This window comes from Pedobacter alpinus (assembly GCF_042684645.1).
Taxonomy (GTDB): Bacteria; Bacteroidota; Bacteroidia; order Sphingobacteriales; family Sphingobacteriaceae; genus Pseudopedobacter; species Pseudopedobacter alpinus.
In genome coordinates, this window is sequence record NZ_JBHULV010000055.1 from 14,215 (window position 1) to 39,157 (window position 24,943).

General features: G+C 35.0%; 19 protein-coding genes and 1 pseudogene. 13 read left to right on the top strand and 7 right to left on the bottom strand.

Annotation, left to right across the window (positions count from 1 at the left end; genetic code table 11):
* Positions 1–59 precede the first annotated feature (59 nt).
* The 9 genes from ilvN (at position 60) to leuB (ending at position 11,051) form a co-directional block, all read left to right on the top strand.
* Complete coding sequence (gene ilvN / locus ACFSSE_RS17175) at positions 60–662, top strand: acetolactate synthase small subunit (protein ID WP_379044110.1); 603 nt, start codon at positions 60–62, stop codon at positions 660–662.
* A gap of 2 nt (positions 663–664) precedes the next feature.
* Positions 665–1,135 carry a DinB family protein gene (locus ACFSSE_RS17180; protein WP_379044113.1) on the top strand — a complete coding sequence of 157 codons (471 nt, stop codon included), beginning with the start codon at positions 665–667 and terminating at the stop codon, positions 1,133–1,135.
* A gap of 80 nt (positions 1,136–1,215) precedes the next feature.
* Positions 1,216–2,697, top strand: a complete 1,482-nt coding sequence (gene ilvC, locus ACFSSE_RS17185) for a ketol-acid reductoisomerase (RefSeq protein WP_379044116.1) — start codon at positions 1,216–1,218, stop codon at positions 2,695–2,697.
* Positions 2,698–2,791: 94 nt separating this feature from the next.
* On the top strand, positions 2,792–4,387 hold the full coding sequence (locus tag ACFSSE_RS17190) for an ATP-binding cassette domain-containing protein (protein ID WP_379044118.1): 1,596 nt from the start codon (positions 2,792–2,794) through the stop codon (positions 4,385–4,387).
* A gap of 37 nt (positions 4,388–4,424) precedes the next feature.
* Positions 4,425–5,936, top strand: coding sequence for a 2-isopropylmalate synthase (locus ACFSSE_RS17195; protein ID WP_379044120.1), 1,512 nt, complete (start codon positions 4,425–4,427; stop codon positions 5,934–5,936).
* Positions 5,937–6,136: 200 nt separating this feature from the next.
* Complete coding sequence (leuC, locus tag ACFSSE_RS17200) at positions 6,137–7,546, top strand: 3-isopropylmalate dehydratase large subunit (protein WP_379044123.1); 1,410 nt, start codon at positions 6,137–6,139, stop codon at positions 7,544–7,546.
* A gap of 173 nt (positions 7,547–7,719) precedes the next feature.
* The gene (leuD, locus tag ACFSSE_RS17205) at positions 7,720–8,316 is read left to right on the top strand and encodes a 3-isopropylmalate dehydratase small subunit (protein ID WP_379044126.1); all 597 of its coding nucleotides are present in this window, start codon (positions 7,720–7,722) and stop codon (positions 8,314–8,316) included.
* Positions 8,317–8,340: 24 nt separating this feature from the next.
* Positions 8,341–9,915 carry an alpha-isopropylmalate synthase regulatory domain-containing protein gene (locus ACFSSE_RS17210; RefSeq protein ID WP_379044129.1) on the top strand — a complete coding sequence of 525 codons (1,575 nt, stop codon included), beginning with the start codon at positions 8,341–8,343 and terminating at the stop codon, positions 9,913–9,915.
* Between the two features lie 77 nt (positions 9,916–9,992).
* Positions 9,993–11,051: a 3-isopropylmalate dehydrogenase gene (leuB, locus tag ACFSSE_RS17215; RefSeq protein ID WP_379044132.1), complete on the top strand. Its 1,059-nt coding sequence runs from the start codon at positions 9,993–9,995 to the stop codon at positions 11,049–11,051.
* 149 nt (positions 11,052–11,200) lie between these two features.
* Here leuB and ACFSSE_RS17220 read toward each other — a convergent pair whose 3' ends face one another.
* The gene (locus ACFSSE_RS17220; protein WP_379044135.1) at positions 11,201–11,899 is read right to left on the bottom strand and encodes a porin family protein; all 699 of its coding nucleotides are present in this window, start codon (positions 11,897–11,899) and stop codon (positions 11,201–11,203) included.
* Between the two features lie 96 nt (positions 11,900–11,995).
* Here ACFSSE_RS17220 and ACFSSE_RS17225 point away from each other — a divergent pair, with 96 nt between their 5' ends.
* Complete coding sequence (locus ACFSSE_RS17225) at positions 11,996–12,703, top strand: class I SAM-dependent methyltransferase (protein WP_379044138.1); 708 nt, start codon at positions 11,996–11,998, stop codon at positions 12,701–12,703.
* 225 nt (positions 12,704–12,928) lie between these two features.
* Here the strand turns inward: ACFSSE_RS17225 and ACFSSE_RS17230 are convergent, their stop codons facing one another.
* The 5 genes and pseudogenes from ACFSSE_RS17230 to ACFSSE_RS17250 form a co-directional block, all read right to left on the bottom strand.
* Positions 12,929–13,309, bottom strand: coding sequence for a DUF2237 family protein (locus tag ACFSSE_RS17230; RefSeq protein WP_379044141.1), 381 nt, complete (start codon positions 13,307–13,309; stop codon positions 12,929–12,931).
* A gap of 87 nt (positions 13,310–13,396) precedes the next feature.
* A complete protein-coding gene (locus ACFSSE_RS17235; RefSeq protein ID WP_379044144.1) occupies positions 13,397–14,467 on the bottom strand; it encodes a Fic family protein in 1,071 nt (356 codons plus the stop codon).
* Between the two features lie 424 nt (positions 14,468–14,891).
* Positions 14,892–15,536: pseudogene (locus ACFSSE_RS17240) on the bottom strand (putative polyvalent protein kinase domain-containing protein).
* A 235-nt stretch (positions 15,537–15,771) separates the two neighbouring features.
* Entirely contained in the window at positions 15,772–16,326 is a 555-nt protein-coding gene (locus tag ACFSSE_RS17245) for an REP-associated tyrosine transposase (protein ID WP_379044147.1), read from the bottom strand.
* Positions 16,327–16,880: 554 nt separating this feature from the next.
* Entirely contained in the window at positions 16,881–17,876 is a 996-nt protein-coding gene (locus ACFSSE_RS17250) for an aspartate-semialdehyde dehydrogenase (protein ID WP_379044150.1), read from the bottom strand.
* Between the two features lie 65 nt (positions 17,877–17,941).
* Here ACFSSE_RS17250 and ACFSSE_RS17255 point away from each other — a divergent pair, with 65 nt between their 5' ends.
* The gene (locus ACFSSE_RS17255) at positions 17,942–20,539 is read left to right on the top strand and encodes a lamin tail domain-containing protein (protein WP_379044153.1); all 2,598 of its coding nucleotides are present in this window, start codon (positions 17,942–17,944) and stop codon (positions 20,537–20,539) included.
* 62 nt (positions 20,540–20,601) lie between these two features.
* Here the strand turns inward: ACFSSE_RS17255 and ACFSSE_RS17260 are convergent, their stop codons facing one another.
* Positions 20,602–22,992 carry a sodium-translocating pyrophosphatase gene (locus ACFSSE_RS17260; protein ID WP_379044156.1) on the bottom strand — a complete coding sequence of 797 codons (2,391 nt, stop codon included), beginning with the start codon at positions 22,990–22,992 and terminating at the stop codon, positions 20,602–20,604.
* Positions 22,993–23,374: 382 nt separating this feature from the next.
* On the opposite strand from ACFSSE_RS17260, the gene ACFSSE_RS17265 reads away from it, so the two are divergent.
* Positions 23,375–23,905, top strand: coding sequence for a TlpA family protein disulfide reductase (locus ACFSSE_RS17265; protein WP_379044159.1), 531 nt, complete (start codon positions 23,375–23,377; stop codon positions 23,903–23,905).
* Between the two features lie 117 nt (positions 23,906–24,022).
* Positions 24,023–24,892 carry a carbon-nitrogen hydrolase gene (locus ACFSSE_RS17270; RefSeq protein WP_379044162.1) on the top strand — a complete coding sequence of 290 codons (870 nt, stop codon included), beginning with the start codon at positions 24,023–24,025 and terminating at the stop codon, positions 24,890–24,892.
* Positions 24,893–24,943 lie beyond the last annotated feature (51 nt).

A 24,943-nucleotide genomic window follows, 5' to 3' on the forward strand; every position in this document is an offset into this window, starting at 1 on the left:
ACCCGCCCCTTATTCCCCTAAAGGGGATGGCTAAAGGGGAATCAATAAATTGATTTAAAATGGAAGCAAAAATAGAAAAGCAGGAATTTAACATCACAGTTTATACCGAAAACCAAATTGGTTTACTTAACAGAATTGCGATTATCTTTAGTCGTAGGAAGTTAAATATAGAAAGTTTAAACACTTCTCCCTCTGAGATAGAGAGCATTCATCGTTTTAATATTGTTATTACCGAAACAGAAGAAGTTGTTAGAAAAGTTGCTCGCCAGTTAGAGAAACAAGTAGAAGTATTGAAGGTTTATTTTAATACCAATGAGGATGTGATTTGGCAAGAAATGGCTTTGTATAAAGTACCTACCGAAGTAATTGCTGAACATGTAAGTGTAGAACGTTTATTGCGTGAACATGGAGCAAGAGCTGTGGTAATTCGTAAAGATTATACTGTTTTTGAAGCTACTGGTCACCGTGAAGAAACTGATAATTTAGTAACTGTATTACAACAATATGGTTTAATAGAATTTGTTAGAAGTGCAAGGGTTGCTATTATTAAAAATAGTGATGGCTTTCATGCTAAACTTAAAGAGTTTGAAAGATTAGAACCAGGTGAAGATGTGATTGAGAACGAGTATTTAAATACTGGAGAAAAAGTTTTTACAATGTAATAATGGCACAAGAAATATTTAATTTCATCATACAAACTCGCGAGGCTTTTATCCGTTTGGTAAATTCACTTTCCGTGGAAGAGCTGAATCAAATTCCAGCAGGTTTTAACAATAACATCATCTGGAATTTTGGTCATATTGTGGTTACCACACCAGCACTTTGCTATGTGCGTACCGGAATTTGGACTGACGTATCAGCAATCAAATACTGGAATGAATTTAAAAAAGACTCAAAACCTTCTCGTGATATCAATGAAGAAGAAATTGCTGAGTTGAAGGCATTAGCAATATCAAGTATCGAAAGCATCAAAGAAGATTATAAAAAAGGAATTTTTAATAGTGTGACACCGTTTGCAACAGCTACTTATGGTGCAGATATGAACAGCTTTGAAGAAATTTTAGTAACCACAGTAGGGCATGATAATATGCACCTTGGTTATGCTTTAGCACAAAGAAAATTAATTATAAAATAAAAAAAGCAGAGTTTCTCGTTTAAACAGCGGTCTTAGGACTATCAACAGCAGACTCTTTAAAAACTAAACAAATAAAAACAATGGCAAATTATTTTAACACATTACCTCTTAGAGAACAATTGAACCAACTAGGGGTATGCGATTTTATGGACAATTCAGAATTTACTGACGGAGTTGAAGCTCTTAAAGGAAAGAAAATTGTAGTTGTAGGTTGCGGTGCACAAGGTTTAAACCAAGGTTTAAATTTAAGAGATAGTGGTTTAGATGTAAGCTACACTTTACGTAAGGAAGCTATAGAAGGTAAAAGAGATTCGTGGAAAAATGCTACTGAAAATAATTTCACAGTAGGTTCTTACGAAGAATTAATCCCAACTGCTGATGTTGTAGTTAACTTAACTCCAGATAAACAACATACAGCTGTAGTTACCGCAATTATGCCTTTAATGAAACAAGGAGCTACTTTATTGTATTCTCACGGTTTCAATATTGTAGAAGAAGGAATGCAAATCCGTAAAGACTTAACTGTAATTATGGTTGCGCCTAAATGCCCAGGTTCTGAAGTTAGAGCTGAGTATGTTAGAGGTTTTGGCGTACCAACTTTAATTGCTGTTCACCCAGAAAACGATCCAGAGGGTAAGGGATTGGCGCAGGCAAAAGCTTATTGTGTGGGAACTGGTGGTCATAGAGCAGGTGTTTTAAAATCATCTTTTGTGGCAGAAGTTAAATCTGATTTAATGGGCGAGCAAACTATCCTTTGTGGTTTATTACAAACTGGTTCTATTTTGTCTTTCGATAAAATGGTCGAAAAAGGAATTGACGCAGGTTATGCTTCTAAATTGGTACAATATGGTGTTGAAGTAATTACAGAAGCTTTAAAACATGGTGGTGTATCAGGTATGATGGACAGATTAAGCAATGTTGCTAAAGTTGAAGCCTTCAAAATTTCTGAAGAATTAAAAGACATCATGCGTCCTTTATTCCAAAAGCACCAGGATGATATTATGGCTGGCGAATTTAGCCGCATCATGATGGAAGATTGGGCAAATGGAGATAAAAACTTATTAGCTTGGAGGGCTGAAACTGGCGAAACTGCTTTCGAAAAAACTCCAGCTGGTGATGTTAAAATTGGCGAGCAAGAATATTTTGATAATTACCTTTTAATGGTTGCTTTTGTTAGAGCAGGTGTAGAGTTGGCTTTTGAAACTATGGTTGAAGCTGGAATTAAACCAGAATCTGCTTATTACGAGTCTTTACACGAAACCCCATTAATTGCAAACACCATTGCTCGTAAAAAATTATTCGAAATGAACAGAGTAATTTCTGATACAGCAGAATACGGTTGTTACTTATTTGACCAAGCTTGTAAACCATTATTAGCTGATTTTATGAAAAAAGTGGATACTGATTTAGTGGGTAAAAACTTTAACGATGGTAAAGATGGTTCAGTAGATAACGTTGAATTGGTAAGAATCAACGAAATTTTACGTAACCACCAAGTAGAAACTGTAGGTGTTAAGTTGCGTAAAGCAATGACTGCAATGAAAACTATTAAAACGGCGTAGCCTCACCCTCAATCCCCTCTCCGAAGGAGAGGGGAGCATTGTGGAAAGTTGAAGAGGAAAAGAATAATATTATTTAGGAAAGCAAAAGATTTAAGTGAAAGAGCAGAGCAACAATAACTCCCTCTCCTTTGGAGAGGGTTGGGGTGAGGCTAATAAGCAGAGCCATAATAACTCCCTCTCCTTCGGAGAGGGTTGGGGTGAGGTCTTTGTTTATATTTCAAATTTGTCTTTGCAATTCCAAAAAAAATCAGTTTTTTCTAATCTAAATTGGACTATTAATCTTGGTGAAAACTGGGTTTTGGGTGGAATTAGCGGAAGTGGAAAAACAGCGTTAGCTAAAATCATTAGTGCTAAGCAAAGTGCTATTAGCAATGTAAAAATCAACTTTAAAAACCCAAGCAATTTACCTGCTCAGGTTTTATATGTTGAAAGCTGGTATCAGTTTAAAAATATAGAAGGTGTTGCTAATTTCTATTTCCAACAACGCTACACCAGTTTACAAGCTAAAGATACTTTAACAGTAAGCGCAGAATTAGCACATTACGCTAAAGAGCATCAATTAGCCATTGCAGATGTTGAAAATTTAGTGAACGCATTAGGTTTTTCAGCTTTAAAAAACTCGCAGTTGATAGAATTATCAAGTGGCGAACACAAGAAATTACAACTGGTAAAAGCTTTATGGCTAAAACCGCAGTTATTAATCATCGATCAGCCTTATACAGGTTTAGATGCTGCATCTCGTGAAAACTTAAATGTTTTGTTAGATGAAGTTGCACAGAAAGGTGTAACGCTAATTTTAATTAGCAACGATGAAGAATTACCTTCTTGTATCAATTGCTTTGCAGCGATAAAAGATGGAAAATTGATAGAAACTGAGGAAAAAGAAAGTATTGCTATTTCAACAGAAAAGCAGTTCAGAAACATTCCTAGTTTTTTAAAGGAAGCACCACTTTATGCTTCAGAAAATATTGCCAAAATGATTGATGTGAGTATCAGTTATGGGGATAAAAAAGTGCTGAAAAACATTAACTGGGAAGTTAAAGCAGGAGAAAAATGGCTATTGCAAGGCCATAATGGTTCGGGAAAGTCGACACTATTAAGCTTAATAAACGGAGACCATCCGCAATCTTATGCCAATACACTTTACTTATTTGGCAACAAAAGAGGGAGTGGGGAGAGCATTTGGGACATTAAACAACATATCGGTTTAATTTCGCCAGAGTTTCATTGGTATTTTGATGCAAACTCAACAGTTTGGGAAAGTGTTGCATCAGGTTTGTACGATTCGGTAGGCTTGTTTCAACAACTGCCTTATTCAAAAGGCAAACAAGTTGATGAGTTGATAGCATATTTCAGTTTAACCGAAAGCAAAAATGAAGTTTTAAGCACTTTATCAATGGGTAAACAACGCTTGGTTTTATTAGCTCGTACGATTATTAAAAACCCGGAATTGTTGATTTTAGACGAACCTTGTCAAGGTTTAGACAAACAACAAACCGCGGAATTTAACCATTTGGTTGATGCGCTAAGTGCAAACGGAATGACGGTAGTTTATGTTGGGCATTTTGAAGCACAGTTACCAAGCTGTTTAACAAAGAGAATTGTATTAGAAAACGGTGAAGTAAAAACCATCGAAGAGATTACAAAAGATATTAAAATAGACAATTACTCAACATTAGTTGAACAATAATATAAATCTCGCTTAGGGCGGAAAATAAATAAATAATATGTTACACGATCCAAATCGCATTTACATTTTTGATACCACACTTAGAGACGGAGAACAAGTGCCTGGTTGCCAATTAACAACTTCTGAAAAGATAGAAATAGCACTGCGTTTAGAAGCTTTAGGCGTTGATGTAATTGAAGCGGGTTTTCCTATTTCTAGTCCTGGGGATTTTGAAAGTGTTGTTGCTTTATCAAAAGCAGTTACCGAACCTATTATTTGCGCTTTAACCAGAGCAAATACAAAAGATATTGATTGCGCAGTAGAATCATTAAAACATGCTAAAAGACCACGTATCCATACCGGAATTGGTTCTTCAGATATGCACATCAAATACAAATTTAACAGCACACGTGAAGATATTTTGCAACGTGGTGTTGATGCTGTAAAATATGCAAAACGTTTTGTTGAAGATATTGAGTTTTATGCAGAAGATGCCGGTAGGGCAGATAATGCTTTCCTAGCACAAATGGTGGAAGCTGTAATTGCTGCTGGTGCAACTGTAGTAAATATTCCAGATACAAATGGTTACTGTTTGCCAGATCAATATGGTGCAAAAATTAAATATTTGATGGATCATGTGAAAAATATTGACCAAGCAATTATTTCTGTGCATTGCCATAACGATTTAGGTTTAGCTACGGCAAATACCATTGCAGGTATTCAAAACGGAGCTCGTCAAGCAGAATGTACTATCAATGGGATTGGCGAAAGAGCAGGAAATACAGCTTTGGAAGAAGTAGCGATGATTTTGAAAACCCACCAAGCTTTAGGTAAATACACCAATATCAATTCAAAACATTTTTATGAGTTGAGCGGAATGGTTAGCCGTATGATGCGTATGCCAGTGCAACCGAACAAAGCAATTGTGGGTAAAAATGCATTTGCACATAGTTCTGGCATCCACCAAGATGGGGTGTTGAAACATCGCGAAAACTACGAGATCATTAACCCAGAAGATGTTGGTATAGATTCATCTGAAATTATTTTGACCGCCAGAAGTGGTCGTCATGCTTTAAAACATCACTTAGAAAGACTAGGCTATGTTTTAGAGAAAATTAATATAGACGATGTTTACGAGCGTTTTTTAGTTGTTGCCGATAGCAAAAAAGAGATTAAAGATGATGATTTATTAGCTTTGATGAGCAGCGGTGGTTCTGAACGTAATTATAAAGCAGGTGTAACCGTTAAATTATTACAAGTAATGTGCGGCGATCCACTAATTCCAACCTCAATTGTGAAATTAGATATTAGAGGAGAATTGAAAGAAGCATCATCATCTGGTAACGGCCCAGTAGATGCAACTATTAAAGCGATTAACTCTATTATTGAGAGAGAGGTAGAGATAAAAGATTTCCATATCGATGCGATACACGGCGGAAGTAACGACGTTAGTAAGGTGAATATGCGTATTAAATACGATGGAAAGCATTACAACGGTTACGGCTTTAGTACTGATATTGTGCAAGCATCGGCCAACGCTTATTTAGATGCGGTGAATAAGTTCATCTAGTTGGTTAGGTGGTTGGTTTGTTCGTTGGTTAGGATTTGAGGGAAGTAAAGCTTGCGTTAACGATAACAGCGGATACCGGCCTCGTGAATAAGGCCTGATTATTATGAGCGGATAGCGTGTTAAAACGCCCAAATGAAAATAAAAAATTAAGAACTCCAGCAATTGGATTTCAAAAGATAAAAAGAGAAAAAACAAATAAAATGAGTAATACATTATTTGACAAAGTGTGGGATAGCCACGTAGTTCGCCAGATTGAAGGTGGACCAGATGTAGTTTTTATAGATCGCCACATGATACATGAGGTGACAAGTCCTGTTGCGTTTTTAGGTTTAAAAAGCAGAGGAATTAAGGTTTTGCATCCAGAGCGTACTTTCGCAACGGCAGATCATAACACACCAACTATTAACCAGCATTTGCCTGTTGAAGATCCACTTTCGGCAAATCAGTTGAAAGCATTGGAAAGCAACAGTAACGAATACGGAATTTCTCACTGGGGTTTAGGTCACCAAAAAAACGGAATTGTACACGTAGTAGGTCCTGAATACGGAATTACACAACCGGGTGCAACCATCGTTTGTGGCGATTCACATACCTCAACTCATGGTGCTTTTGGTGCTATTGCTTTTGGTATTGGCACATCTGAGGTAGAAATGGTTTTGGCTTCACAATGTATTATGCAGCCTAAACCCAAGAAAATGAGAATCAATATTACAGGTTCTTTAGGTTTTGGAGTTACGCCAAAAGATGTGGCTTTGTTTATCATTTCGCAATTAACTACTTCTGGTGCTACAGGTTATTTTGTAGAATATGCCGGTAAGGTTTTTGAAGAAATGACGATGGAAGGGCGTATGACGGTTTGTAACCTTTCCATAGAAATGGGTGCAAGAGGTGGTATGATTGCCCCGGATGATACTACTTTTGACTATGTAAAAGGCAGAGAGTTTACTCCAAAAGGCGAAGCTTGGGATAAAGCAATGGCTTATTGGAAAACGTTAAAAACGGATGCTGATGCTATTTTTGATAAAGAATATACTTTTGATGGTAGCAAAATTGAGCCCATGATTACTTATGGTACTAACCCGGGTATGGGAATTGGTATTTCACAAGATATTCCAAATGCTGAAGCTGTTGAAGGTGGTGTTGCTACTTACGAGAAGTCTTTAAAATATATGGGCTTTGGACAAGGTGATGCAATGATTGGTAAACCAGTTGATTATGTATTTATTGGAAGTTGCACCAACGGTAGAATTGAAGATTTTAGAGCTTTTGCATCTATTGTTAAAGGACGCAAAAAAGCAGATAACGTAACAGCTTGGTTAGTTCCAGGATCTCACATTGTGGAGGCTGCAATTAAAGACGAAGGATTATTAGATATTTTTACTGAAGCAGGTTTTGTTTTACGTCAGCCAGGTTGTTCTGCTTGTTTAGCCATGAATGATGATAAAATTCCAGCAGGGAAATATGCAGTAAGTACTTCAAACAGAAATTTCGAAGGACGTCAAGGTCCAGGGTCACGTACATTATTGGCTAGTCCATTAGTTGCAGCAGCAGCAGCGGTAACAGGTAAAGTAACAGATCCGAGAGAGTTGATGGAGGAAGTAGTTGGTTAGTTGATTGGGTTGTTAGGTGGTTCGGGCCTGTAAAGTTCGAGATCCTTGCAATTTTAATAACCTCAGCAGCTATAAAATAATAAAGGTATAAAATTTAGGTTTTAATTTACAGTTTGGTATTCGCTTCAAAAGCCTAACAAACCAACAAACTAAAACCTAACAAACTAAACAAAATGGCATACGATAAATTCACAATATTAAAATCTACTGGAGTTCCACTTCCGATAGAGAACGTAGATACAGATCAAATTATCCCAGCTCGTTTCTTGAAAGCAACAGAGCGTGTGGGTTTTGGTGATAACTTATTTAGAGATTGGAGATACAATACAGACGGTTCTGCAAAAGCAGATTTCGTTTTAAACAACCCAACCTATAAAGGGAAAATTTTAGTTGGTGGCAAAAACTTTGGTTCAGGTTCTTCTCGTGAACATGCTGCATGGGCAGTTTACGATTATGGTTTCAGAGCAGTTGTTTCTAGTTTCTTTGCTGATATTTTCAGAGGAAATTGTTTAAACATTGGTGTTTTGCCAGTGCAAGTGAGTGCTGAGTTTTTGGATAAAATTTTTGCAGCTATCCACGCAAATCCAGAAACAGAATTAGAAATTAATTTAGAAGCACAAACTATTACTTTATTATCAAGTGGCGAGTCTGAAAGTTTCGACATTAGTTCTTACAAAAAAGACAATATGATGAACGGTTTTGATGATATAGATTATCTACAAAACATAAAATCAGAAATAAAAGCCTTTGGAGAGCAACTCCCTTTTTAATTAAATTTTTCAAAAATCTTGTTGATGAAAAGACGGAAAATAGAAATCATGGACACAACCTTGAGGGATGGCGAACAAACCTCGGGGGTATCTTTTTCGGTTTCTGAGAAATTAACAATTTCTCAGTTATTATTAGAAGAATTATTGGTGGACAGGATAGAAATTGCCTCTGCCAGAGTATCAGATGGAGAGCTGGAAGCTGTTAAAGCAGTAACCAAATGGGCTAAAGAGAATAATTGTTTACATAAGATTGAGGTTTTAACTTTTGTTGATAACGGCGTATCTATTGATTGGATGTTGCAAGCTGGTGTAAAGGTTCAAAATTTGTTAACTAAAGGCTCTTTAAACCATCTTACACATCAACTTAAAAAGACACCTGAAGCACATTTTTCGGAAATTGCAGAGGTTATCCAGTTGGCTTTAAGCAATGGGTTAAAAACCAATGTTTATTTAGAAGATTGGAGCAATGGAATGCGTAGTTCGAGAGATTATGTTTTTCAATACCTAGATTTTTTAACACAACAACCTATTGAAAGGGTTTTACTGCCTGATACTTTGGGTGTTTTAACTCCACATGAAACTTTTGAGTTTGTATCTGCTATAAAAGTAAGATATCCAAATACACATTTTGATTTTCATGCACATAATGATTATGATTTAGGTACAGCCAATGTTTTAGAAGCCATTAAAGCTGATATTGATGGCTTGCATTTAACTGTAAACGGAATGGGGGAAAGAGCTGGAAATGCTCCTTTAGCAAGTGTGATTGCTGTTATTAACGACTTTTTACCGGAGGTGGAAATTGGTTTAAAAGAATCTTCTATTTACAAAGTTAGTAAACTGGTCGAAACTTTTTCTGGTGTAAGAATTCCGGCTAATAAACCAGTTGTTGGTGAAAATGTTTTTACACAAACTGCTGGCATCCATGCTGATGGAGATAACAAAAAGAACCTTTATTTTAACGATTTATTGCCTGAGCGTTTTGGGCGTAAACGTTCTTATGCTTTAGGTAAAACATCAGGCAAAGCAAATATTGAGAAAAATTTACAAGAATTAGGTTTAAAATTGAATGATGCCGATTTAAAGAAAGTTACACAACGTGTAATAGAATTGGGCGATTTAAAAGAGACAGTTACACAAGATGATTTACCTTATATTATTTCTGATGTTTTAGCTAGTAACGCTTATCTGGAAATGGTAAAAGTAGAATCTTATATGCTTTCGCACTCTAAAGGTTTAAAACCTTCGGCAGCAATTGCAGTTAGGTTTTCAGGTATTTTGTACGAAGAACATGCACAAGGCGACGGTCAGTTTGATGCGTTCATGCTAGCGTTAAATAAGATTTATAAATCTCAAGGTAAAACTTTGCCTGCTTTAATTGATTATAGCGTTCGTATTGCTCCAGGAAGTAGCTCAGATGCACTTTGTGAGACCATCATTACTTGGAAAACCCCTAAAAAGACATTTACTACAAGAGGATTAGATTCAGATCAAACGGTTTGTGCTATTTTAGCTACTGAGAAAATGTTGAATATTATGGAGACGCAGCAGAATCAAGAATCAAGTATTAAGACACAAGAACACGAAAAAGTTGGTTAGATAGTTAGGTTGTTAGTTGGTTCGTCCAACTAAGTCTAACAAACCAACAAACTAAAAACTAACAAACTACATAAAAAATGAAACTAAATATTGCCCTTTTAGCGGGAGACGGAATTGGACCTGAGGTTGTTAATCAGGCTGTAAAAGTGATAGATGCTATTGCTGTTAAATTTAATCACGAAATCAATTATACATCTGCATTAACAGGTGCTTGTGCAATTGATGATTGTGGAGAGCCATACCCAGACTCAACTCACGAGGTTTGTTTAGCTGCTGATGCAGTTTTGTTTGGCGCTATTGGTCATCCAAAATATGATAACGATCCAAAAGCAACCGTTCGCCCAGAGCAAGGATTGTTGAAAATGCGTCAGAAATTAGGCTTATTTGCTAACGTTCGTCCAACTTTTACCTTCCCATCTTTAATTGATAATTCTCCATTAAAAAGAGAAAGAATTGAAGGAACCGATTTAATTATTTTACGTGAATTAACTGGCGGAATTTACTTCGGTGAAAGAGGTAGAAAAGACGGTGGCGATACTGCATTTGATACTTGTACTTATACCAGAGCAGAAATTCAGCGTTTAGCTAAAATGGGTTTTGAAATTGCGATGACACGTAGCAAAAAATTATGCTGTGTAGATAAAGCAAACGTTTTAGAAACCTCTCGTTTATGGAGAGAAACGGTGCAGGATATGGAAAAAGATTATCCAGAAGTAACTGTTTCTTACGAATTTGTTGATGCAGTTGCGATGCGTTTGGTACAATGGCCAAATTCTTACGATGTATTAATTACTGAAAACTTATTTGGAGATATTTTAACTGATGAGGCTTCTGTAATTTCAGGATCTATGGGGTTAATGCCATCAGCTTCTAAAGGTTTACATACCTCTTTATACGAGCCAATTCATGGTTCATACCCACAAGCAACAGGAAAAGATATTGCAAACCCACTGGCAACAGTTTTATCTGCAGCAATGATGTTTGAAGATGCTTTTGGTTTACAAGCTGAAGCTGATGCGATTAGAGAAGTAGTAAACAAATCTTTAGCAGAAGGAATTGTAACCGAAGATTTATCAGGAAAAAATAAAGCTTACGGAACCAACGCAGTTGGCGATTGGTTGGCTAAGAATATTTAAAATAATAATACCAATTAACCTAAACCCTAAAGACCGGCGACTCAACCTCGTCGGTTTTTTTTTGAAATTGAAATTTTAAAATTAATTGACTGCTAATCCATTCTGGCTTAAAAACCTAAAAGCATAATGCAAACATCACTGCTTACCTGCTAAAACTCGTATCCAACACAAAAATGCAGCGCAGTATTTATTGCTTTTTCATCATTAGTAATTAGTTCTTTTGGAAGGATATTCTGAATTCCTTGGGCATAATTGATATTCAAAAGCCAGCCTTTTCTAAATTGGTAGCCTGCTAAAAAATTAAAACCTACATCAGTTTTCTTAAAATCATCGGTTGTTTTATTTCCATAAGCAAGCTTACGCTCTTCCTCCTTATAAATAAACGATGATGATGAAAAATCTGTGGTTAACTTTTCTACACTTCCATCCAATGCATATCCTATATATGGTCCTCCACCTAAAACAACTTTCCCTTTTCCCAAAGGCAATTTAAAAACTCCGTTTATCGGAATTTCTAAATAAAATAATCTTAAATCTAACATTGTTTGAGCAAATGGATTTGTTGCAGATGGTTGCTCTAGGGCAGAAAAACCTCTGTCGGTATAAGAAAGCCCCGCTTGTAAAGCAAACTTATTAGTAATTGGCTTATTTAGAAATGCAGAGAAATGTCCCAATCCATTAGAACTTATCTGATCATATCTAGCGTCGTTAAACGAGATAATTGAGGATCCAACGCCTAATTTCAAGCCAAAACTTAATTTTTCATCTAAGCCACCGCTTGCATCAATTTGGGCTAAAGCATTGATAGAAAATAAGGAAATTATGATGATGAGTACTGTGTTTTTCATAGAATAATTTAAAGCACTAAATATATCAAAAACCTTGAATTATATTTATTTTAGCACTAGCTTAATAATTTTTTATTAATATTCTAATTAAAATAAATGCAAAAATCAACCCTACAAGAAATACAAGAACGTTTTGATAACGATGTTGAACGTTTCTCAAATTTAAATACCGGTCAGGTTTCTACTATAGATGCAGAAATATCTTTAGAATTGATTACAGAGGCAGCAAAAAGTATTAATCCTAAAGCTAAATCTGTTTTAGATATTGGTTGCGGTGCAGGCAATTATACTTTAAAAATGCTAACCAAACTTCCAAACTTAAATTGCACCTTGGTTGATTTAAGTGAGCCAATGTTAACAAGAGCAAAAGAGCGAGTTTCAGTTGAAACGGAAGGGGAAATTGAAGTTCGCCAAGGTGATATAAGAGCCATTAATTTTGGTGATAAAAAATTCGACATTATACTCGCCGGTGCAGTTTTACACCATTTAAGAGATGAAAAAGATTGGGAAGAAACTTTTAAAAAGCTTTATAATTTATTAAATGATGGCGGTAGTTTATGGATTTCTGATTTAGTTGTTGAAGATTCGGAGCTTATTACAAAATTGATTTGGGATAAATACGGCGATTATTTAGAAGGCATTGGAGGCAAAGATTTCAGAGAAAATGTTTTTGCGTACATAGAAAAAGAAGACTCTCCACGATCTTTAAACTTTCAGCTAGCTCTAATGAAAAAAGTTGGATTTAGCAGTACAGAAATTCTACATAAAAATTTATGTTTTGCCGCTTTTGGAGGGTTAAAATAATTTAAAAGCTAAATAACCTTAGACTGGAAAAGACTAAGGTTATTTTGTTAGAATTATATTTTAAAATATTTGATTATCAGTAAATAAGTGAAATTATATCTGTTAACGTGTTAAATTTAAACCATAAGTGATACGCTTAATCGTGGTTAAATTATAAAGATATTTATAAAACTGGACAATCTTATAGAGCCTACACGGTATTATACGGATAGTTAGAAAAGCATTTTAACTTTTAAACTCATTGGCTTTCAAATCTTCTAAAGTGATATAGAGCAAAGCATTTTCATGAGTAGCCTCTAAAATTACAGGAGGCGCAAAACCAAAGTCAAAAGCTTCTTTCCATCTTAAAGCACACAAACACCATCTATCACCTGCTTTTAAGCCAGGGAAATTACTTGCAGGATACGGACTAATTAAATTATTCCCCAAAGCTAAAGTGAACTCCAAAAAAGCATCAGTAACAACCGCAGCAATTACATGTTTGCCTGTATCTTGCGGGCCAGTACAGCAAAATCCATCTCTATAAAATCCAGTTAATGGGTCAGTTCCGGTAATTACCAAAGGAGTGCCTAAAACATTTTTATCAATAGGGTGAGTTTTGTTCATGTTTAATGTGAGCTATGCTTTGATAACCTTAAAAGCCTTAATTTGTTTTTGAAGTTTTTTTATAAATATAAGTTCAACTGGTAATTATTACCTATTGGTTAATAGCTTAAATAGCTCTTCATTAATATAATAATTTCCTGTTCCTAACTTATTTTTTTTCAGTATTCTGTCTTCTGCTAATTTATTTAAATAATTTCCAGCGGTTAATCTTGATACACCTAAATCATTCACCAAAAATTCAATTTTTGTGTATGGATGGGCAAATAAATTATTTAATAAATCTTGGCTGTAAAACTTATAATTATCCCTTAACTTATGCTTAAATTCTAGCATGAGTTCCTTAATGTTTAAAATAAGTTCTATTGTTTCTTTAGCAGTAACCTCAACGCCTTTAATCATAAATAATAACCACTCTTCCCAATTATTCTCTATTCTTACTTTTTGTAAAAGGCGATAATAATCTGCCTTATGTTTGATGATGTAATTACTCAAATATAAAATTGGAAGGTTTTGTAAATCTTTTAGAATGAGATAAAGGATGTTGATTATCCTGCCTGTTCGTCCGTTTCCATCATAAAATGGATGAATACTTTCAAATTGAAAATGGATAATTGCCATTTTGATTAAGGGGTCACAATCATATAGCTCATTATCATTGATAAACTTTTCCAGATTAGACATTAATTGCACAATGTCTTGATAGTCTTGTGGAGGTGTATAAATGGTATCTCCAGTAATTGCATTTTTAAGCGATGTCCCAGGCAATTTTCTAAAGCCAGCATTGTTTTCTTCTAAAGTTTCTTGAATTTTGATAATGGTTTTATTAGTTAACATTCCATTTTTTTGAATCAATTCAAATCCTTTTTTTAAAGCAGAAACATAGTTTTGCACCTCTTTTGCCTTAGAAGAATTAAAGGGATCTAAATTAAGTTCTGATTTGTATAAATCATCATGAGTGGTAATGATGTTTTCGATTGCAGAACTATCTTTTGCTTCTTGTAAACCTAATGTATTAATTAAAATTATTTGGTTTGGAATAGTTGAGGCGATTCCCTTTAATTCAGCTAAAGCTGCATGTGCAGATGGGAGCGCCTTCAAAACTTTTATTGTCTCTAATTCTTCTACTAATGGTAGTTTTTCAATTGTCCAGCTTTGCATATATGTAAAGAAAATCAAATAATCTATACAAAGGTAGTTTAATATGTAAAGAAAATCGAAAAATCTTTACATAAGGTTTAGAATGTTTATAGTTTTCTGATTTTTCTATACAAAAGGTAAACGTTAGCTCGAGATTTAACGAGTTTGAAGACTCTTTTTTATTTCTGAAATCGGTAGAGAGCGATGTGCTGAATTCTACATACAGGAGGGTGACTTGTACTTTAGAAAATTACTCCTTAACAATAAATTGAACTTGAATAATATAAAATCAAACTATTTAAGCACAAGTCAGGCTTTGGCACAGGACTATTTCACAAAGACTTGCACTAGGAACGGGGTCAATTATAAATAATTATACAAGAGGATACCATAATATATGATAGTGATACGAATAGAATTTTAAAAATAGATTTCAACTAACCTTTCAATTCCAGAATATTTCTGGTTTGATGTAAAAGACAGTATCAATAAAATATAGAATTTGATTAGCTGTTAATACATTTTCGTCATGCAAATCTTCTAAAATAATTCCCAATTGAGGATGGTAATAATCGTGATTTTTTGTGTTTTCAAACCCATTGTTTAACAAGAAATATTTAACACTTGCCAAGTCTGTAACTTGGTCTGCTGATACATAATTTTGCTCAACCAGCGCATAAATAATGTTTAAATCTGATTTGTAAAATCCAATAAGATGATATGCTGTATCGGGGAAGAAATAATTATTTAATAATAGGTTCTCTAAATAATCTTACCATGTTAAATAATAGATAGCATCATTTAGTTTGAATACTTTTTTATTGTTTTGGATGTAAACTCTTTGTTCTGCCCCGGCTGATAAGAAAGAACTGAAATCAACATCGCAATTCCAAAGTTGATTTTGATTGATGTATTTAATTAATTCCTTTGTTTCTTCTGATTTGTATTGCTTGTCTCCTTTAGCCATCGAACTTGTTTTTTGGCTTTCTCTAAGGTAACTGGCAATTGCTTGGATAGGTTCTCCGTTGCTAACTGAGCCCTTTCCTTGAAGGATATTTTGTAATTCATTTTGTATATTTTTAACAGTCATTTAAACTTAGTATTCTCAATTAGAAATTCTCTTCCACTGGGATTATTGAATAGCGTGTTGATTTTTGATAGAATAGTCTCTGTCTGACATTTTAGCTTTTTGTTTAGCTAATTTAGCTTTTATTTTGGAGTTTGGAAACTCCCATATATGCTGTAAATCCGAAGAGACCGCTACTGTCCGGAGAGTTAAGAGCAGCGTCTCTTCGGATTAGCAAATGAAATTGAGTCTCCAGACTCTAAATAAATTCAATTTCCAACAAACCTTTACCATCTGTACAATAATTAATTGCTGAGGAGTAAACATATTCATGCGATTGCCAAACAACTCTAGCCCTTACTGGATTTTCATGGATATAATTTAATCTCGTTTCAGTTATTTCATTAGTATCACATTCTATTGGGTGATTATCTTGCTGCCAAAACTGCAATTCTTTATTTTTATAGTTCTTTTCGCCAGCTCTTCTAAAAATCCATAACATCCAACTTTTTCTACTTTCATGCGGATTTTCTAAAATTGCTTTTGTAATATTATTTGAAGTGAATTTTTTTAGGTCTCTTAAAACGTCTGATAATTTATTGGGAGCCTGAACAGAAATTATTAAATGAACATGGTTTGACATGATGCACCAAGCATGAATTTTTAATCCTTTATTAGTTTGACAGTATTTTAAGCTTTCAATTAGTATATCGGCATATTCTTTCCTTGTAAATACATCTATCCATTGTACAATGGCAAAGGTTATAAAATGAATAGCGTTTTGGTTTTTGATGGTGTAGCCTCTTTCTGACATGTTAGCTTTTTTGTTAAGCTAATTTAGCTTTTATACGGGAGTTTGGAAACTCCCGTATATGGATTAATCCGAAGAGACGCTTCGCTTAACTCTCCGGACAGTTTGGGTCTCTTCGGATTTATAAATGAAAAAGAGTCTCCAGACTCTTAATAAAACCACACCACAAAAAAAAGCTTCCTGTTTCCAGAAAGCTTTTTTTTAATACAATTTGGGTTTGGAATTGAATCAAGCTGTTCGTGATGTTAGCATAGCGCATCTCGAACTTGTAATGATATGGATTTATTAATCCACCTTAGTAAAAAGAAAGTGTTGCAGCTGTGGATTGCAAATCCACTTTATTTTCCAACTGTCCGGAGAGTTAAGCGAAGCGTCTCTTCGGATTAACAAATGAAATTGAGTCTCCAGACTCTTAATAACATCACAACATAAAAAAAGCTTCCTGTTTCCAGAAAGCTTTTTGTGTTTAATATATTTTTGCGATAGGGATAGTAGCGACACCTCCCGATTTTTCATCGGGACTACAGCGGAAAGCCCGTCAAAACGCCCAAATTCTATTACCCTATCAAACCTTTACCCACTAAATACTCTGCAATTTGAACAGCATTAGTAGCTGCACCTTTACGTAAGTTATCAGCAACACACCACATATTTAATGTATTTGCCTGCGACTCATCTCTGCGGATACGACCAACAAAAACTTCGTCTTTTTCGTGAGCATCCATTGGCATTGGGTATTTTGCGTTTGCAGGGTCATCAACTACAATTACTCCGCTAGTTGCTGCCAATAATTGACGCACTTTTATTAAGTCGAAATCTATTTCAAATTCTATATTTAAAGATTCTGAGTGACCACCCATTACCGGGATACGAACTGTAGTAGCAGTAACTGCAATACTATCGTCGCCCATAATTTTTTTGGTCTCCAAAATCATTTTCATTTCCTCTTTAGTGTAACCGTTTTCTAAGAAAACATCAATTTGAGGAATCACATTTAAATCTATTGGATAAGCATAAGCCATTGGGCCGTCAGTAATTCCTTTACGCTCATTCATTAACTGATCTACCGCTTTAACGCCAGTACCAGTTACAGATTGATAAGTAGAAACTACAACACGTTTAATTTTATATTCGTCATGCAAAGGTTTTAAAGCTACTACCATTTGTATAGTGCTGCAATTTGGGTTTGCAATAATTTTATCATCAGCTGTTAAAGCATCGGCATTAACTTCTGGTACTACTAATTTTTTAGTAGGATCCATTCTCCAAGCAGAAGAATTATCAATTACTGTAGTTCCTACTGCTGCAAATTTTGGAGCTTGTTCTTTAGATGTATCGCCTCCAGCAGAAAATAAAGCTACATCTGGACGCATTGCAATAGCTTCTTCAACAGTTACAACCTTGTACTTCTTTCCCTTAAAATCAATTTCTTTACCCTTACTTTTTGCTGATGCAACGGGAATTAATTCTGTAACTGGGAAATTGCGCTCTGCTAAAACTTTTAACATTACCGTACCTACAAGGCCGGTTGCGCCTACAACTGCAACTTTCATGTTTTAAATTTAATGTTTAAATAATTTATTATTAATATCTTGTCGATAAATTTATGGTCGCAAATATGGGAAAGTTTTTACTGTTTTTTAGTCTATTTATTTCAAATGTTGTTTTTTGTCAGGTTAATGACAATTTTAGTGATGGAAATTTCACCCAAAATCCTGTTTGGCAGGGCAATGTAAACGGATATTTGATTAATTCTGGCAATCAATTGCAAACAACTGCAACAGGTGTTGCGCAAACCGTAAACCTTTATACCGCTTCCAATTTAGCTATAAATGCAAAATGGGAGTTCTTCTTGCAAATGAATTTTGACCCATCTGCATCAAATTATACTAGAATTTATTTAGTGTCTGACCAAGGTGATTTAAATGGCTCTTTAAATGGTTATTTTTTACAGGTTGGAGAAAGTGGAGCGTTAGATTCGTATGATCTTTATAAACAAGCCGGTACCACCATTACTAAAATTATTGATGGACCCGATAAAACGAGAGGTACTACAGAAATTAAAGCAAGAGTGCAAGTTACAAGAACTTCTTCTGGTTTGTGGGAGTTGAAAACTGATATTACGGGTGGAACAAATTATGTTTCTGAGGGTACAATAACTGATAATACTTTTGTGAGTAGTAATTATTTTGGTATTAAATCTGTTTATACAAGTACTCGATCTGGCATGCATATTTACGATGATTTCTCAATTACAGAACTTGTTCCAGATGTAACTGCGCCATTACTAAATTCTACCAGTACAAGTAACGGGACAGCTATTTTGTTAAACTTTAATGAAGCTGTCAATCCAACAGATGCTGCAATAACTAGCCACTATAATATTACCCCGGGAAACATTGTGCCTACAAGTGTAACGGTAAACGGCGCTGTGGTTACTTTAAATTTAGCTAACGAATTAAATACTGGAAATTATACAGCAACAGTAAATAGTATTAAAGATTTGAAAGGGAATACAGCTACAAGCCAAAGCAAAACTTTTACTTATAGAAAGCCTTATACAGCGGTGTTTAATGACATTGTGATAAACGAGATTTTTCCAGACCCAAGTCCGCAAATAGATTTACCTACCGTTGAGTTTATTGAGCTTTGGAACAGAAGTACAGAAGATATTGCGCTTTTAGGCTTTAAATATAGCGACCCAACCACAACATTTACGTTTACTGGTGATAGTATTAAAGCTAACCAATATATTATTTTATGCGCTATTGCCGATACCGCAAACTTTAAAAGTTATGGGAAAGTAATAGGTTTAAATGCTTGGCCAACTTTAAATAACGCAAGCGATGTAATTAAACTGGTCAATCAGAACGGAGCAACCATTTCCCAAGTAAATTATAGCGATGCTTGGTATGGTGATGCGGTAAAAAGACAAGGTGGTTACACGTTAGAACTGATAGACCCTTTATCTACCTGTAAACAATCTCAAAATTATTTGGCAAGTAAAGATGTAACAGGTGGAACACCAGGTAAGCAAAATTCTATTTATTTAAGCAATAGAACAACCGAGCCATTAAACCTTTTAAGCGTTTCTTTAAAAGATAGTGTTACGTTGAGTTTAGTTTTTAACAGAGGTTTAGATAGTTTGCAAGCTTCTTTACCATCTCATTACAGTGTTAATAATGGTGTTGGTAGCCCAACTATTGTTTATCCTTTAGCACCAACTTTTTCAACTATTGAATTAAAATATACTCAGAAACTAAACAGAGCACAAACTTATAACATTACCGTTAGCGGATTAACAGATTGTGGCGGCAATACTTTAACTACACAAACTTTAAGTTTTGTTTATCCGGGTTTAATGGAAATAGGTGATGTAATTATTAATGAAGTGCTTTTTAACCCAAAAACTGGAGGAGTGGATTTTGTAGAGGTTTACAATAAATCTGATAAAATTTTAGATTTTAAGGATTTAAAAATAGCGACAATTTTCTCTACAAAAGATTCTGTTGTTAGTATCAGAGAATTAACCCCAAGTACCATACTTTTTCAGCCTAAAACCTATTGGGTAATTACATCAAATCCGGATACTGTAAAATCTCAATACCTTACATCAAACCCAAACAACTTTATTAGAGTAGCTACAATGCCTAGTTATGCAGATGATAAAGGGAAAGTGGTGATTTTAAAAGGTGACACTCGTTTAGATCAGTTAGATTATAATAGAAACATGCACTTTGCGTTATTAAAGGATGTTGAAGGAGTTTCTTTAGAGCGTAGCAGTTTTACCGAAGCAACTAACGCAACTGGTAATTTCCGCTCGGCAACTTCGGCTTCTGGCTTCGCAACACCTGCTGATAAAAATTCTCAATTTTTAGAAGATATTGTGAATTCAGCTTCAGAAATCTCTATTCCTTCGCCTACTTTTTCGCCAGATAATGACGGCTTTGAAGATATTTTACGCATTCAGTATAAATTTCCTGTACCAAGCAAAGTGGCAAATGTCACCATTTACAGCGACCAAGGGCGTATGGTTAAAAAGTTAATTAGAAACGAAACGTTAAATACCGAAGGGCAATGGATTTGGGATGGATTGGATGAAACCGGATCAAAAGTTAAAACCGGAATTTACTTATTCTATTTTGAGATTTTAGATTTGGATGGAACGGTTAAGAAAACTAAAAAGACTGCGGTTGTGGCATCTAAGTTTAATTAAGCAAAAAAGACCACTTCTTTTTAAAAGAAGTGGTCTTGAAATATAATATTTTAATCTTTCTATTATTTAAACCTGTCTTTTAAGCCAGGTTTTTCACAACAACTCATATCAGCTTTAACATTACTTGCTGTAATTTTTGTTGCATGTTTGCAATTTGTCATGGTACACGTTTCTTGGGAATGAGTACACTCTTCGTCTTTAGCACACATTTCGCATTCTTTTTTGCTGCCAGCAGATGAATTGTTGGTCATCATTTTACAGTTTTCTCCTGCTTTGCAGTGGTGCATCATCATAGTGGTTTCATGTTGATGATTTTCTGAAATATTTGCAGAAACTGGTTGTGCTAAATAAGGCGCTATAACCAAAGAAACAATAGACATCAACTTGATTAAAATATTCATTGATGGACCAGAGGTGTCTTTAAAAGGATCTCCAACGGTATCACCAGTTACAGAAGCTTTATGAGCTTCAGAACCCTTGTAGGTCATTGTACCATTAATTAACACCCCTTTTTCAAAAGATTTTTTAGCATTATCCCAAGCACCACCAGCGTTAGATTGGAAAATCCCCATCAACACTCCAGATACGGTAACTCCAGCTAATAAACCACCTAAAACCTCGGCACCAAATATAAAACCAACTACTACCGGAGTTATTAATGCAATTGCACCAGGTAACATCATTTCCCTAATAGATGCTTTGGTAGAAATAGCCACACATTTTTCGTACTCTGGTTTAGCTTTGTATTCCATAATTCCAGGAATTTCTCTAAACTGACGACGAACTTCGTTTACCATTTCCATAGCGGCTTTGCCTACAGCCTGAATACATAAAGCAGAAAATATGAAAGGAATCATCCCTCCCACAAATAAACCAGCTAAAACTGGAGCTTTGTAAATGTCAATAGCATCAATACTTGCAATGCCTACAAATGCAGCAAATAATGCTAATGATGTTAAAGCGGCAGAAGCAATTGCAAAACCTTTACCTGTTGCAGCGGTAGTATTACCAACCGCATCTAAATTATCTGTTCGTTCGCGTACTTCTGGGGGTAACTGACTCATTTCTGCAATTCCACCAGCGTTATCAGCAATTGGGCCAAAAGCATCAATTGCTAATTGCATAGCTGTTGTCGCCATCATCCCAGCTGCAGCAATTGCAACGCCATATAAACCTGCAAAATGGTAAGATGCCATTATACCACCAGCCAAAGTTAAAATTGGGATAACTGTAGATTTCATCCCTACAGATAAACCAGCAATAATATTGGTAGCATGCCCAGTTGATGATTGTTGCACAATAGAATCTACAGGTTGTTTACCCATTGCGGTATAATATTCTGTCACTACGCTCATCACGGTACCAACTACTAATCCAACAATAATGGCATAAAAAACATCCATGCTTGTAAAATCGTAACCACGTAAGCTCAAGTTTTCTGGCAACATCCATTTTACTATGAAGAAAGAAGCTAAAGCTGTAATTGCAATAGAAGACCAGTTTCCTAAATTAAGGGCTGTTTGTACATTAGATTTTTCGTCTTTAATAGTTACAAACCAAGTTCCTACAATAGAAAATAGAATACCTAAACCACAAATTACCATTGGTAAAAGGATAGGAGACATGCCGCCAAAATTATCAGTAACCACAATTTCTTGCCCTAAAACCATAGTGGCTAAAATGGTAGCTACGTAAGAACCAAATAAATCGGCACCCATACCTGCAACATCACCCACATTGTCACCAACATTATCGGCAATAGTAGCTGGGTTTCTAACATCATCTTCTGGTATTCCAGCCTCCACTTTACCCACTAAATCAGCCCCAACATCAGCCGCTTTGGTATAAATACCACCACCAACTCTTGCAAATAAAGCGATAGATTCTGCTCCTAAAGAGAAGCCAGTTAAAACTTCAATTGCTGTTTTAACGCCATCATCACCTAAATCAGAAAAATAAGCTAAAAACGCAATGAATAAACCACCTAAGCCTAAAATTGCTAAACCAGCAACACCTAAACCCATTACGGTTCCGCCTGTAAAAGAGACTTTAAGTGCTTGTTTTAAACTTGTCCGAGCAGCTTGCGTAGTACGTACGTTTGCTTTTGTGGCGGCTCTCATTCCAATATATCCCGCTAATGCAGAAAATACAGCACCAATTACAAAGGCAATAGAAATTATCCAGCTAGAGTGAATTTCTTTACCATTAATTTCATGTATGGTGCCAGAATAAGCTAATAACGCAGCTCCAAAAAGCACAAAAATGCTCAAAACTTTCCACTCAGCTTTTAAAAATGCCATTGCACCATCAGCAATATAACCTGCAAGCTCTGTCATTTTAGCATCTCCAGCATCTTGTTTGCTTACCCAAATAGATTTCGAAGCCATTACTAATAGGCCTATAATACCTAAAAGGGGAATAAAATAAATTAAATTAGTTTGTAAAAATTCCATACATGTTTATAAAGTTAAAATTGGTTCAATTAGGTTTGTCCCTAATCTCCCAAATTTAGCAGGGTTAATGATATTTCCAAATATAAATTTTCGATTGTTGAATAATTTCTCATTTAACAACGTATTTTCTTTTTCTTACGGATAGTTATTTTAATTTTAAACAAAAATTAATTCCTATGAAAAATTTACTACTAAAATCAATTTTAGCCATTTTATTAGGCTTAACAAGCAATTTAATTTTATAGCACAAACCCCAGCTGGTAAAGCTAAACAGACTTTTAAATTAGACCAAAATGCGCAAGTAAGAAGTGTTGATGGTGTAGAGTATCCTTATGCAGTTTGGAAAAAATTATCTGCTACCGGAAAATACAGTTTCAAATTATTGGATGGCAAAAATCCTGCTGCACCAATATTTTTAATTTACGAACTCTCTTTACAAGAAATTGAAAGTAGGAGAGAAAGATTACCAAAGCCAATGGATAGCGGTGTTTTTAAAGAAGGAGACGACTTTAAATATTTTTCTTTTAGAGATACAGAAAACGTAAAATTTAAAAAAGAAGATTTAATTGGGAAGGTTTTGGTGTTAAATTTTTGGTTTATCAATTGTCCGCCTTGCAAAGCAGAAATACCCGAGTTTAATGAAATAGTAGCCGAATATAAGAATAATGAAAAAGTTGTTTTTGTTGCAGTAGGTTTGGACGAATGGGTGGATGTAAAGGAGTTTATTAAGAACAACCCTTATAATTTCCATTTAGTTACCGGAGGAAGATATATTGCAGATGATTATGGTGTTAATGGGTACCCAACAAATATTGTGGTTGATACTACTGGTAAAATTGCTTTTCAAAGTAAAGGTGGTTCAATGGCAAATCCTTTATGGATTAGAAAAGCTATAGATAAATCTTTGGAGTAAGTTTTAAACATAAATTCATATACTTTTTAAGTAAAATCTGCTTTTGGATAAATAAAACACTACTTAATTTCTATTTCAATTTCTTATTTTCGCCTAAATTTTAACATTTATAGCAAAATGAAAAACGTAAAGCTAGGTTTGGTACAAATGACCTGTAATGCAAATAAGGAAGATAATTTGCAGAAAGCCATTATTAGAATTAAGGAAGCTGCCGCAAAAGGTGCTCAAATTATATGCTTGCAAGAGCTTTTTACCTCTTTATATTTTTGCGATGTGGAGGATTACGATAATTTTGCTTTGGCAGAATCAATTCCTGGACCATCTACAGATGTTTTGCAACAAGTTGCTGGTGAGTTAGGGGTTGTAATTATTGCTTCGTTATTTGAAAAGAGAACCGAAGGATTATACCATAATACCACCGCAGTTTTAGATGCTGATGGTAGTTATTTAGGTAAATATCGTAAAATGCATATTCCTGATGATCCTGGTTTTTACGAGAAGTTTTATTTTACCCCTGGAGATTTAGGCTATAAAGTTTTTAATACAAAATTTGCTAAAATTGGAGTGCTTATTTGCTGGGACCAATGGTACCCAGAAGCTGCCAGATTAACTACATTAATGGGTGCCGAAATTCTTTTTTATCCAACAGCAATTGGCTGGGCAACTTCTCAAGACCAAGAAACAAATGAAGAGCAACACAATGCTTGGCAAACTATACAAAGTTCACATGCTATTGCTAATGGAGTTCATGTTGTTGGTGTAAATAGAGTTGGAGAAGAGGCTGGTGTTAAATTTTGGGGAGGTTCTTTTATATCAAATCCTTTCGGTAAATTATTATACAAAGGTTCTGTTAATGATGAAGAGGTACATGTGCAAGAGATTGATTTAGGGAAATCGGATAGCTACCGCATTCACTGGCCTTTCTTAAGAGACCGTAGAATTGATTCTTACAGCCAAATTACTAAGAGATTTATTGATGAGGATTAAATTAGTTCATTAGGGAATTGGTCAATAGTTAATGGTCGATAGCCCATAGTC